Raw genomic sequence first — 12,427 nt, forward strand, 5'->3', positions numbered from 1 at the left:
TATTGTAGGGGCATGAGAGGTATAAATAAAGTATAAGAACTTATCAAAAAAATTGGAGAGTGAATGGAAATGTCAAACGAATTAAATCAAGAACTAAACGTACAGGTGGCGACATGGTCTGTTGCTTACACAAAATTACATAATTTTCATTGGTATGTAAAAGGACCTTCGTTTTTTACTTTACATGTGAAATTTGAAGAATTGTATAATGAAGCAACTTTACACATGGATGAAATTGCTGAACGCTTACTTGCGCTTGGCGGAAAGCCAGTGGCAACGATGAAAGAGCAGCTAGAGCTTTCTGTAGTAGATGAAGCAAGCAGTAAAGAGTCAGCAGAAGAAATGGTCGACACCATAGTAAGTGACTATGACAAAATCATGAAATCCTTGAAAAAAGGCATGCATTTAGCTGCACAAGATGGCGATGATATGACAGAAGACATGTTAAATGCCATTCACCAAAATCTTGAAAAACATTCTTGGATGTTATCAGCATTTTTGGGCGAAAAGAAGTAAAATAAGATTATACAAACGTACACTGAATTTTAGTGTACGTTTTTCTTATGGCATCGGGGTGAAGAAATGCAGTATCAGGATCTGAACGGGTATTCGTGCGAATTATCATTTGAAAAAAACCGATTTTCGATCGAAAGCAAACATGTGTTAGTAATTTGCTGCTATAAAGGAGACTGGGTTTTAACACGACACAATAAACGTGGCTTAGAGTTTCCAGGCGGTAAAGTAGAGGTAGGCGAACGTTTACAAGACGCTGCGAAAAGGGAAGTTTACGAAGAAACTGGAGCCCACGTCAAAGGGTTGGAATGGCTGGCAGAATATGTTGTTTACACGGAGCAGCCTTTTTGCAAAACGGTTTTTGTTGGATTGGTCGACCAAATAGATGCCATCCCACTTCTTGAGACAAAAGGCATCATCTTATTGAAAGAGTTAAAACTCACAGAGGAATTTAGTTTTTTAATGAAAGATGATGGAATGGCAACCATAATAGAGAAGGTGAAACTACTTGGAAAATGGAACGATTGAAACAAAAAAACCTTATCCTTCTCCAAATCCTCACGTTCAATTAACTGAAATTGTGTATTGGTCAGAAGGACTGAGAGTAAAAGGAATGCTAGCTGAACCCAAAAAAAGAGGAAGCTATAGTGGGATTTTGTATTTAAGAGGGGGCATTCAGTCAATTGGGATGGTACGTCCTGCACGGATTGCACAGTTTGCCTCGCAAGGTTTTGTGGTGTTTGCTCCGTATTATCGAGGTAATCGAGGCGGTGAAGGACGTGACGAATTTGCAGGTGAAGACCGGTGGGATGCCATTCACGCAGTTGATGTGCTAAAAAAATTCAGCAATGGGAACGTCCACTTGCTGGCATTTTCAAGAGGCGGCATTATGGCGTTATGGACAGCTGTTTTGCGTCAAGATATTACGTCAGTTGTCACATGGGCAGGTGTCACAGACACGGTATTAACGTATAAAGAACGTCCGGATATGCGTCGTATGATGAAGCGGCTATACGGAGGAACACCAAATACGGCTTTGGCACATTTTGAAGAGCGCAATCCATTATTACGCATTGAAGAAAATACTGCGCCTGTTTTGATCATTCACGGCTTACAAGATGACAATGTCTCACCTGGACAAGCCTATTTGTTAGAAGAAGCGTTAAAACTAAACGATCAGCCACATGAGACGTGGTATTTCCCAGAGTACACGCATTTCTTTCCACCTGCGGCTAATCGGAAAACTGTAACAGGAGTTTGCCAGTGGATGAGTGAGAAAGAAGTTTAGAAAAGTAGAAAAAGCCGGTTCGGAATAAAATCCGAACCGGCTTTTGTGAGATTATTTTTGAGTTGGTCCGCCTTGCACGCTAATTTCAGGTGCGACAGTGCCAAATTTTTTGAAGTTTTCTTGGAATTCTTGTGCTAATTCATTAGCTTTTTTGTCATATGCTGCTTTGTCTGCCCATGCATGACGAGGGTTTAAGACTTCACTTGGAACTCCAGGTACTTCTGTTGGAATTTCAAAACCGAAGATAGCTTCTTTTTCAGTTGGGATAGTGTTCAATTCGCCTTTCATTGCTGCGCGAACCATTGTACGAGTATAAGAAAGTTTCATACGGCTACCGACTCCGTATACGCCACCAGTCCATCCAGTGTTTACAAGGAACACTTGAACGCCATGCTCGTCGATTTTCTTGCCAAGCATTTCAGCATACACAGTTGCGTGTAACGGCAAGAAAGGTGAACCAAAGCAAGTTGAGAATGTTGCTTCAGGTGAAGTGATGCCGCGTTCTGTTCCTGCTAATTTTGATGTATATCCACTTAAGAAGTGGTACATTGCTTGTTCTTTTGTTAATTTGCTGATTGGAGGCAATACGCCAAATGCGTCAGCAGTTAAGAAGACAATCGTTTTCGGATGTCCTGCAACTGAAGGGTCTACAATATTGTCAATTGCTTGCATTGGGTATGCGGCACGTGTGTTTTCAGTTAATGAACCGTCGTTGTAATCCGGAATACGTGTTTCAGAATCCACTACAACGTTTTCAAGTACTGAACCAAAACGAATTGCATCGTAAATTTGGGGTTCGTTTTCACGAGACAAATTGATTGTTTTTGCGTAGCAGCCGCCTTCAATGTTAAACACACCGTTATCTGACCAACCGTGCTCATCGTCACCGATTAGCTTGCGATTGCCATCAGCAGATAAAGTCGTTTTACCTGTTCCCGATAAACCGAAGAACAATGTTACGTCGCCTTCTGGACCAACGTTTGCTGAACAGTGCATCGGAAGAATGCCTTTTTCGGGAAGCAAGTAGTTCATAATAGAGAAGATCGATTTTTTCATTTCGCCAGCGTATTCAGTTCCACCGATTAAAATGATGCCTTGCTCCATTGATACAATGATGAAAGTTTCAGAAGCTGTACCGTCAACTTCAGGGTCTGCCTGGAAAGTTGGGGCATACACAACAGTGAATTCAGCTTCATGCGTTTGTAATTCTTCAGCCGATGGACGGATGAACAATTGGTGAGCAAAAAGATTATGCCATGCGTATTCATTGATTGTTTGGATGGGCACACGTGATTCGTGGTCAGCTCCGGCAAATCCTTTGAAAACGTAAAGCGCATCTTTGTCTTTTAAGTGATTGATCACTTTAGCGTAGAGCTTTTCAAACACTTCGCTTGAGATTGGACGGTTTACATTGCCCCAGTCGACTTTGTTTTTAGAACTTTCTTCTTCCACCATGTATTTGTCTTTCGGTGAGCGGCCAGTGTATTTTCCTGTTTCCGCTTTTACAGCACCTTCCCGAGTTAATACCGCTTCCTTGCGGGATGTTGCTGCTTCCACTAATTGTGGCACTGATAATTGAACATGCACATTTTGGCCAGTTAAAAGTTCCTTCAAGTCGTTTGCAAAGTTCACTGAAGTCATATATATGTACCTTCCTTTTCTGTTATTCCCATAGCAATGGGGAGGATGTATATTCGTTCATTAGTATAACACATTAGGTTTATTAGTCTACACTAATCCACTGCAGAAATTAAAAAAAATGGATGACATTAACACTATATATAGAAAGAGATAGTTGAGCATTTCGAATTTATCGTGTTTTTTCAGCTTGAATCGCAAAGTCAGTCAATTTTATTTGATTAAAATGTTGACATCGCTGTGCTACTTCCGTATGATGAAAAATTGAACGGATACTCTTATTCCGAGCTGGTGGAGGGGGCAGGCCCTATGAAACCCGGCAACCTGCTGCATTTGCAGTGATGGTGCCCAACCTGACACAAGGCGAACAGGCCTTGGATGATAAGAGTGAAAGGTGCTAATGATGATTTTTCCTTTCCTCATACAGAATGAGTGAAGGGATTTTTTTATGAAATGCCCTTAATCCTCGTGTGCAAAGGCCACAAACGGCTTGAAGTTCAATCCAGACTTTCTGGAACGGACTTGACATGGGAAACGAGTACCGTATCAATTTCGAGAGCAATCTCGCAGGATATAAGGAGGAACATTTTTTGAAAAACCGTAGATTATTTACATCAGAATCAGTAACAGAAGGACATCCGGATAAAATCTGTGACCAAATCTCAGATGCTATTTTAGATGCAATTTTAACCGAGGATCCAAATGCACGTGTTGCGTGTGAAACAACTGTCACAACAGGACTTGTTCTAGTCGCTGGAGAAATCACGACATCTACTTATGTGGATATTCCAAAAGTTGTTAGACAAACAGTAAAAGAAATTGGATACACACGCGCTAAATATGGTTTTGACTCAGAAACAAGTGCTGTTCTTACAGCAATTGATGAGCAATCACCAGACATCGCTGCAGGAGTTAACGTAGCGCTTGAATCACGTGATGGCCAAATGACAGATAAAGAATTAGATGATATCGGAGCAGGCGACCAAGGGTTGATGTTCGGATACGCAAACAACGAAACAGAAGAATTAATGCCATTGCCGATTTCATTGGCACATAAATTGGCACGTCGTTTGGCTGAAGTACGCAAAGAAGAAATTCTTCCATACTTGCGTCCAGATGGCAAAACACAAGTAACAGTTGAATACGATGAAAACAATAAACCGCTTCGTGTGGATACAATTGTTATCTCTACTCAACATCATCCAGAAGTGACATTAGAGCAAATTCAACGCAATATTAAAGAATACGTGATTAACGAAGTTGTACCAGCAAAATGGATTGACGAAGATACGAAATACTTTATCAACCCAACTGGTCGTTTTGTTATCGGTGGACCTCAAGGAGATGCAGGTTTAACTGGACGTAAAATCATCGTTGATACTTACGGTGGTTATGCTCGTCATGGTGGCGGCGCATTCTCAGGAAAAGATGCAACAAAAGTTGATCGTTCAGCGGCTTATGCGGCACGTTATGTAGCGAAAAACATTGTAGCAGCTGGCCTTGCAGATAAATGTGAAGTTCAATTAGCTTATGCAATTGGTGTAGCACATCCTGTATCTATCGCATTTGATACGTTTGGAACTGGCATCGTTGATGAAGACACATTAGATGATTTGGTACGCGCAAACTTTGACTTGCGTCCTGCTGGCATCATTAAAATGTTGGATCTACGTCGCCCAATCTACAAGCAAACTGCAGCTTACGGACATTTTGGCCGTACGGATGTTGATTTGCCGTGGGAACGTACAGACAAAGCAGCAATCTTAAAAGAACAAGCTGGCGTTTAAGTTAACAACACGAAAAGGACGACTAGGCAGTGATGCCCGGTCGTCCTTTTTCTGTTTGTTACTCTTTTTGAAGTGATTTATAATAAGCTGCTTTTTCCTTATACTCACGGACAATGCGTTTCATGTCTTCTTTGTCGTCTTCGCGAAGTTCACGGACAACTGTTGCAGGCCGGCCAAACGCTAGCATGCCAGGAGGAATCACTTTTCCTGGCGGCACGAGACTACCGGCACCAACAAATGCGCCTTCTCCAATTTCAGCTCCGTCAAGAATAAGAGAACCCATGCCAACTAACGCACCTTTACGAACCGTGCAGCTATGAAGCGTTACTTGATGACCAATTGTTACTTCATCTTCAAGAAGCAAAGTTTTGCCTGGACTTTGATGAAGCATGCACAAGTCTTGGATATTAACTTTATTGCCAATGATAGTGGGAGAGACGTCACCGCGAATGACGGTATTAAACCAAACGGATGAGTCAGCACCAATCGTCACATCGCCAGTGATTGTCGTATAGTCTGCAATAAAAGCGGATGTGTCGATTTGTGGAAATTTGTCTTTAAATGGATAAATCATGGCAAAGCTCCTTTAAACAAGATAAGATATTCTATAATCGTATCAAAACAAAACGAAACGTCAAATGACAATATAGCGTTAAGAGCTGATCGGCAAGGAAAGGAAGTTTGATTATGTGGAAATGGCAAGCTGAAGGCACAGCTAAAGCAGTAGTGGTGTTAATCCATAGTGCATATGAACAGCATATGCGGTATGCGTGGCAAATTGAAAAATGGCGGTCGGTTGGATTTCATGTATACACAGGGGATTTACCTGGTCACGGAAAAAATGCCGGAGCTGACAACGTTCACCGCGAATCGTTTGATGAATATGAACAAGCAGTGATTGAAATGCTGAAACTTGCATCAAACAATGATTTGCCGGTATTTGTGATTGCGCATGGACTAGGTGCTACGGTTGCGATGAATGTTTTGGGTCATCGAAAATTTAATGTAGCTGGAGTCATTTTTACGTCTCCTTGGCTGCAGTTAAAAAAACTGCCACCAAAAGCGCCCAACGCTTTTCCAGGTGTTGCCCAATTGACAGGTCGTAGAAAAATGGACCACGGCATCGAATTGCGTCATTTAACGCGAGATCAATTTTCTTTTAGTCAAGAAACTGAAAGCAATCTGTATCATACCGTTATTACGGCGGGGTGGTATAAAGAATTGCAAAATTATATGAAAGAAACGGCTGCTGCTATCGAAGTGTACCCACAAATTCCAACGTGTTTGTATACGGCGGAGCGGGATATAATCACCGAAAAAGAAGCGGCTCGTCAATGGTTGCTAAAACAACAATTAACCGAGTTTACTTATAAAGAATGGAAATATTGCTACCATGATATTTTTCAAGAACCTGAAAAAGAAGAAGTTTTTCTAGCTGCACAAGGGTTTATCCATACCGTATTGCGTTCCGTTGGCTATTTGATCGAAGAATAAAAAATGTCTTTTTCAGAGAGGGAAGGAGAGAGACTTATGACGTTAACGTATAGCGTACTAGACCAATCACCAATTTCAGAAGGCAGTTCGCCGCAGGAAGCATTAAAGCAAACGGCTATACTTGCACAAAACGCCGAGAAATGGGGCTATACGCGCTTTTGGGTATCAGAGCATCACGATGCACCTACTTTAGCGGGCTCTTCTCCTGAACTGCTAATAGCGCATTTAGGAGCCGTCACAACTACCATTCGTCTCGGTTCAGGTGGCGTGATGTTGCCTCATTACGCTGCATTTAAAGTTGCGGAAAACTTCAAATTGCTTGAAGCCTTGTACCCCGGTAGAATTGATGCAGGAATGGGTCGCGCCCCTGGTGGCATGCCTCGTGCTTCTTTCGCCTTAAATGAAGGAAAGAAACGCGATACCAGCCTATTCCCTAAAAAAATAGATGAACTCCGGATGTATTTGAGTGATTCCATTCCTGAAGATCACCCTTATTACGGCATGAAGGCGACACCTGTGTCACCTAATATTCCACCTATTTGGATATTAGGATCAAGTAGAAGTTCAGCGCTGCTCGCCGCAGAAAAAGGACTTCCTTATCTATTTGCCCATTTTATCAATGGAGAAGGCGGCCAATCCTTTACGAAAGAATACCGAAGGAATTTTAAATCGCATGAAGGCAGTAAACCTTATGTTGGATTTGCGATTTTTGCTGTTTGCCAAGAAACGCAAGAAAAAGCAGAATGGCTAGCTTCTTCTTTGGATTTATCGCTATCAATGGGAGCACAGGGCATGCCTTCACAAGGCACACCACCACCTGAAAAAGCAGTTGCTTATCCATACTCTAAATTCGAAAAACTATTAGTCGCTGAAAATCGCCGCCGCATGGTAGTTGGGACGCCACAGCACGTTGCAGACCAACTAGAAAAATTAGCTTCTGAATACGAAGCAGATGAAGTTATGCTAGTTTCTGCAGCTTACAATTTTAAGGACAAACTCAAAACCTATGAATTGATTGCAAAAGAAATGAAGAGACGTATTTAAACTGAAATTGCTTTATTCATAGATAGAATGCTAACCACTTCCAATAAAGGAAGTGGTTTTTTGATGCTAAGAAAAAAGATATAGTATTAAACGCGACTAAAATACTGCTGAGTTAAAATATACTGATCCCTTTTATTCATTTTACAATTATTTAAAGGATTTCAAATAAAAGAGAAGAAAAGAACTTAGAGTAACGAAATACTTTTGAATGGAGGCTGTAGAAGGAGCTGAAATATTTTTCTCAAGACCGTTTCTAAAAAAATCATAGGGGTGGAAAATGGATGAAGAAAATGAATGTTACGAAAACAGCTAACAAGACGATGATTCGCAAAAAAATGATGACATTAACAATTGCAGGAGCGATGGTTTTGAGCGCTTCACCATTTATGTCTCCCGCTGTCGGCGCTGTAGGGAATGGACCAGCTTATGGTGGCAACGAAACCATCAATACATCGATACTGACCACATATGATGAAATGGCGGATTTTTTACAAACACAAGAAGCCAAACAAAAAAATATGGAACTTAAAGTAATTGGACAAAGTATTAAAGGGCGTGATTTGTACTTAGTAAAGTATGTGACAAATCCTGAAAATCCGACAATTCTTTTTCTGACTCAACAACATGGCAACGAACAGCTGACAACAGAGGGCGCACTTGAATTTATCAAACACCTTGGAACAGGCAAGATGAAAGGGGTAACAGATGGCGTCAATATTTTAATCGTGCCAATGCTCAATCCAGATGGTGCCATGGGAGATGTGAATTTTTCATTAGATGATTACATAGCGAAAGGAGAGCGGAATCTCACACGCTATAACGCGGACGGCATTGATTTGAACCGTGATCACATTACCAAAATTCAACCTGAAACAAAAGCCTTTCACGAAAATGTGATGAGAAAATATGATATTGATTACATGATTGATTTGCATCATCAAGGTACTCAAAGTGAGCGAGATGGAGAACTGGTTTCCGGGTCTATTTTATATCCGACAACACCGAACGTTGACCCGGATGTACTTCTTAAATCCAAGCAGCTAGGAGCTGTGGTTTTCGATGCCATCGATTCAAAAGGATGGGGCCATTTAGGTAAGTACAGAGGCGGAGACGCTGAAACAATTAGTCGAAATGGCATTGCAGTAGAATATGGGATTTCTACCCTGTTATTCGAGATGCGCGGCATGACGGATCATTATTATGAATCTTATGTTTTGGGACAAAAGAGCAATGGCTATCTAATTAAACAAACCATCACGACACTCGATGCCACAGTTCGCGCAATTGCGGATGATTCTATTGCAAATGCGGATATCTCGTTTTGGGATACACTTTCTTATCAAGAAAACCGTACTTCTGAGTGAGATTTGAATATGTAATGAATGAATTATAATATTAACTTTAATGTTGAAGGAATTTAGATAGTAATAGAAATGGGACCCAAAAAGCGTTCGTAAATGTATATGAAAAATGTGAACGTTCGTAAAACGTGTAGACACGTTTACGAACGTTCTTTTTGTGGTTTTTGTGCTGTTTTTAGAGTGTTCGTAAAGGTGTACTTTTCCGAACGGTTTTTTCTTCAAAGAAAACATTCTCATATCTTTTATTTAATGGTGGAAATTAATGTTAATATTTATATAGAGGCTTCTGAAGATAATTATTCTTTCATTTATTAAGTTCTTGGAAGTGATGATAAACCTATCTCAGCTTATTTACAGAAAATAGTATAAATCTTGGAGGATGGATATGGAATTTAAAATGGGGCTTTATGAAGGACCTTTTAATTCAATTAAATCAGGAAAGAAAACTGTAGAAGTACGGTTAAGCGATCAAAAGAGAAGGGATTTAAGAAAAGGAGATACAATAGAGTTTACAAAGTTACCAGAGGAAAACGAAAAAATTTACTTAGAGATACAGGAGTTAAAAAAGTATTCTTCGTTTAGGGAAATGTATGAAGATATTCCAGCTGAACAACTTGATGCTGTGGGTAGAGGTATAGAAGAGAGAGTAGAAACCATACATAAGATTTATTCGTCAGATTTAGAAAAAGAATGGGGTACTTTGGCGATTGTAATAAAACTGGTTTAGCCAGTTTTGAAAGTAACTTAAGTGCAGTTAAGTTACTTTCAAAATTCAATTTAAAGAGATTAAACGAATAGAGGTGTGATTGATGAAAAAATGGACTGTAATTTGGGTAGTAATTTTCGCCGCGATTTTAGAAAGAGTTGTTCATCATTTGTTTTTAACAGACAGCTTTATAATTCGTTTATTTACTGCACTTATATTCGTAGCAATAGGCATTGGAATTGGCTTGATCGCACAGAAAAATAAGCAATATAAACAAGCTTGAAATATTTTTTGATAAGCTGATGAAATCAGTTCTGAATGTAACTTATTGTGAATTAAGTTACATTCAGAACCTTGGAATAGACAGTATCGAGAGACTTGTTATTTATCAATTAATTATAGGTATGTAATAAAAAAACCGCATATATTTATGCGGTTTAAGACGAATTTATATTTCAAAAAGGATAGAATTTCCTTCTCTTTTTCTTAAAAATTCATCTATAAGAAAAAAAAATATTGCCATGAACGCAGCTAAAACCATTAATGGACCGAGGAAAAAGAAAGAAAGCAAGCCGAATCCAATATGCACTAAAAAAGAAAGGTATACACGATATTTCCTAACATTCGTTGTAACTAAATCAGCCAATAATGAAACAGGTATTCCATAAATAATGTTTCCTAACAAGCAAGATGAAAAAACAAATATAGAAAAAATAAAATCAGTGCTGGATCCTGTTATCACTGTCTTTATATCAAAAATCAAAAGTAAAAAGGTGAAAAGCAAAGAAGCATAAAAGGCAACTTTCCCCTTTCTAATCACAAGTAGGGGTTTGTAGAGCTTTTTCCTGATCTTTGGTAAAAACGTTAACCCAATAATCGCTAAAGAAACTTTTACCGGTAGAGATTCTACTCCAACCCAGATAATAAAAGAAATCAATATAACTACTGATAGATACAGAATAACTTTATACATAGTAACCTCTTTTTTAGTTTATTATATCAAGAATTCAGTTGTTTCAGAGATTATAGTGTAAGTCGATGCTAACAGAAGGAATTAAAGAACAACTTGCATATTTCTCCTTTTTGAACGTAACATAATACTAATTAAGTTACATTCACATCTGTAAGTCTAAACGGATTTAGTCATATTGAAATATTTTCAAAAGAGGTATTTACTTACCAATTTCTAGTGGTATTATAATACTAGTTTTGAAATATTAAATTCATGACTTTGGCAAATGAGTTTTTTGGTTACAGTACAGTTAAGGAGCGAGGATATGGTGTCACGAGAAAGTGTGAAATTGAGTTTATCAATTCTAGTAATAATTTTAATTGTTGCTCTTGGTATTTATCTTCAACAAACTGACGCTCCTATTTACGGCATTCCAGGAATTTTAGAAACACTTTTTACAAAATAAATAGTTGTAGTCGTACAGAAAACTTATTCCATTGGATTCTTCAACCTGATGAAATAGGTTTTATTTTTATTGAATTTGAATGTAACATAATAGTAATTAAGTTACATTCAAAAGTAGGGAAATAAAGGCGGTGAAAGCATGAAATGGGAAGACAAAATATTTGCAGAGAAAGCATTAAAACACCTGCTTATCGGAAGTCAAATTGATGGAGTTAGATTTGGTTCAGAACCAGGAATGGTTTACATCTACTTTGCTCATTACTCTGAGCAAGATCCAGGAATTATATGGCTTCTGATTGAAATCAAAAAAGTTACTGTATTTGCAAATCTGGAACAATTAAAAACAGCTTCCAAAGAAAGTTTGAAAGAACTAGACGATAAAGAATCATTTCAGCTTTTTTTTGAAAATAGAAGAGAAAAAGTGAAAGATGTTTGGTTAGGGTCTGAGTCTCCACATTTATGTATATTGCTCGAATCCGGAAAAGTGTTGTATGTAAATGGAGAAGATGAAAACTATGAATGCTGGCAAATTGGAGACGGTTACGGCTATGTAGAAGATGAGTGGTTAGTTGTGGCTGTACCAGGAAATGCAATAGCTGTATGGAGTCCTGAAGAGTTTAAATGAGCTACTTATAAAAAGAAAAATCGAATGTAACTTAGTAGCAATTAAGTTAAATTCAGATTGGCAACTGGATTAAAGAATGGAGGTTAGATTATGCAAGAGATTATTTAGTTATTGGAGACAAATAAAAAGGGTGTAGAGGAGTCAACGATAAGATAAACGGAACAAAAGTTAAATATTCGTTTCCCGGATCAGTATGTTCAATTGTTTAAATTGGCCAATGGCCCTGAAGTTGGAGAATGGACTCTATTTCCCATCAAAGACCTTAAGAATATGAAAAAAACATGGGACGACGTGGTTAGACAAAATGAGGAAGTTTTGGATGGAGAGATATCCGATGATCTGATTGCGATTGCTGAAGATGGCACTGGGGATTACTTGTGCTTGAAAGTAGAAGATGGGAAAGCAGAAGATCCAGTTTATTTATGGCTCCATGAAACAGATAAAACGGAAGAGCTAGCTCCTACTTTAAAAGATTTTATTATCATCACTCAAGAAGAACTAGAAGATTTTGACGAAGATTGAATGTAACTTAATACCAATTAAGTTACATTCAG

General features: G+C 38.8%; 14 protein-coding genes, 1 pseudogene and 1 riboswitch. Of the genes and pseudogenes, 12 read left to right on the top strand and 3 right to left on the bottom strand.

Translation table 11 applies throughout. The features are described from left to right. The first annotated feature begins 69 nt into the window (after positions 1-69). The 3 genes from BBI08_RS06030 (at position 70) to BBI08_RS06040 (ending at position 1,801) form a co-directional block, all read left to right on the top strand. Complete coding sequence (locus tag BBI08_RS06030; RefSeq protein ID WP_065528537.1) at positions 70-516, top strand: Dps family protein; 447 nt, start codon at positions 70-72, stop codon at positions 514-516. A 66-nt stretch (positions 517-582) separates the two neighbouring features. Beyond that, positions 583-1,041 carry an RNA deprotection pyrophosphohydrolase gene (gene ytkD / locus BBI08_RS06035; protein WP_065527852.1) on the top strand — a complete coding sequence of 153 codons (459 nt, stop codon included), beginning with the start codon at positions 583-585 and terminating at the stop codon, positions 1,039-1,041. Next, complete coding sequence (locus tag BBI08_RS06040) at positions 1,022-1,801, top strand: alpha/beta hydrolase family protein (RefSeq protein ID WP_065527853.1); 780 nt, start codon at positions 1,022-1,024, stop codon at positions 1,799-1,801. The genes ytkD and BBI08_RS06040 overlap by 20 nt, the downstream gene beginning before the upstream one ends. 51 nt (positions 1,802-1,852) lie before the next feature. Here BBI08_RS06040 and pckA read toward each other — a convergent pair whose 3' ends face one another. Further along, a complete protein-coding gene (pckA, locus tag BBI08_RS06045) occupies positions 1,853-3,442 on the bottom strand; it encodes a phosphoenolpyruvate carboxykinase (ATP) (protein WP_008497272.1) in 1,590 nt (529 codons plus the stop codon). 272 nt (positions 3,443-3,714) lie between these two features. Further along, positions 3,715-3,827: riboswitch (SAM riboswitch) on the top strand. A gap of 202 nt (positions 3,828-4,029) precedes the next feature. On the opposite strand from pckA, the gene metK reads away from it, so the two are divergent. Next, positions 4,030-5,226, top strand: coding sequence for a methionine adenosyltransferase (gene metK, locus BBI08_RS06050; protein WP_008497270.1), 1,197 nt, complete (start codon positions 4,030-4,032; stop codon positions 5,224-5,226). A gap of 58 nt (positions 5,227-5,284) precedes the next feature. On the opposite strand, the gene BBI08_RS06055 is transcribed toward metK, so the two are convergent. Further along, complete coding sequence (locus tag BBI08_RS06055) at positions 5,285-5,800, bottom strand: gamma carbonic anhydrase (protein WP_008497269.1); 516 nt, start codon at positions 5,798-5,800, stop codon at positions 5,285-5,287. Positions 5,801-5,913: 113 nt separating this feature from the next. Between BBI08_RS06055 and BBI08_RS06060 the strand changes: the two genes are divergently transcribed. From BBI08_RS06060 to BBI08_RS06080, 5 genes are all read left to right on the top strand, one after another. Further along, entirely contained in the window at positions 5,914-6,720 is an 807-nt protein-coding gene (locus BBI08_RS06060; RefSeq protein WP_008497268.1) for an alpha/beta hydrolase, read from the top strand. 36 nt (positions 6,721-6,756) lie between these two features. Continuing rightward, on the top strand, positions 6,757-7,764 hold the full coding sequence (locus BBI08_RS06065) for an LLM class flavin-dependent oxidoreductase (protein ID WP_008497267.1): 1,008 nt from the start codon (positions 6,757-6,759) through the stop codon (positions 7,762-7,764). 281 nt (positions 7,765-8,045) lie between these two features. After that, positions 8,046-9,128 carry a M14 family zinc carboxypeptidase gene (locus BBI08_RS06070; RefSeq protein ID WP_237146577.1) on the top strand — a complete coding sequence of 361 codons (1,083 nt, stop codon included), beginning with the start codon at positions 8,046-8,048 and terminating at the stop codon, positions 9,126-9,128. A gap of 382 nt (positions 9,129-9,510) precedes the next feature. After that, a complete protein-coding gene (locus BBI08_RS06075; RefSeq protein ID WP_065527854.1) occupies positions 9,511-9,852 on the top strand; it encodes an ASCH domain-containing protein in 342 nt (113 codons plus the stop codon). Between the two features lie 82 nt (positions 9,853-9,934). Beyond that, complete coding sequence (locus BBI08_RS06080) at positions 9,935-10,114, top strand: hypothetical protein (RefSeq protein ID WP_008497261.1); 180 nt, start codon at positions 9,935-9,937, stop codon at positions 10,112-10,114. 165 nt (positions 10,115-10,279) lie between these two features. Here the strand turns inward: BBI08_RS06080 and BBI08_RS06085 are convergent, their stop codons facing one another. Continuing rightward, entirely contained in the window at positions 10,280-10,804 is a 525-nt protein-coding gene (locus tag BBI08_RS06085) for a hypothetical protein (RefSeq protein ID WP_065527855.1), read from the bottom strand. Positions 10,805-11,108: 304 nt separating this feature from the next. Here BBI08_RS06085 and BBI08_RS16990 point away from each other — a divergent pair, with 304 nt between their 5' ends. From BBI08_RS16990 to BBI08_RS06095, 3 genes and pseudogenes are all read left to right on the top strand, one after another. Further along, entirely contained in the window at positions 11,109-11,249 is a 141-nt protein-coding gene (locus tag BBI08_RS16990; RefSeq protein WP_008497259.1) for a hypothetical protein, read from the top strand. 138 nt (positions 11,250-11,387) lie between these two features. Further along, positions 11,388-11,873, top strand: a complete 486-nt coding sequence (locus BBI08_RS06090) for a hypothetical protein (protein WP_008497258.1) — start codon at positions 11,388-11,390, stop codon at positions 11,871-11,873. 111 nt (positions 11,874-11,984) lie between these two features. Further along, positions 11,985-12,395 (top strand): annotated as a pseudogene (locus tag BBI08_RS06095) (SMI1/KNR4 family protein). Positions 12,396-12,427 lie beyond the last annotated feature (32 nt).

Source organism: Planococcus halocryophilus, assembly GCF_001687585.2.
Classification (GTDB): Bacteria; Bacillota; Bacilli; order Bacillales_A; family Planococcaceae; genus Planococcus; species Planococcus halocryophilus.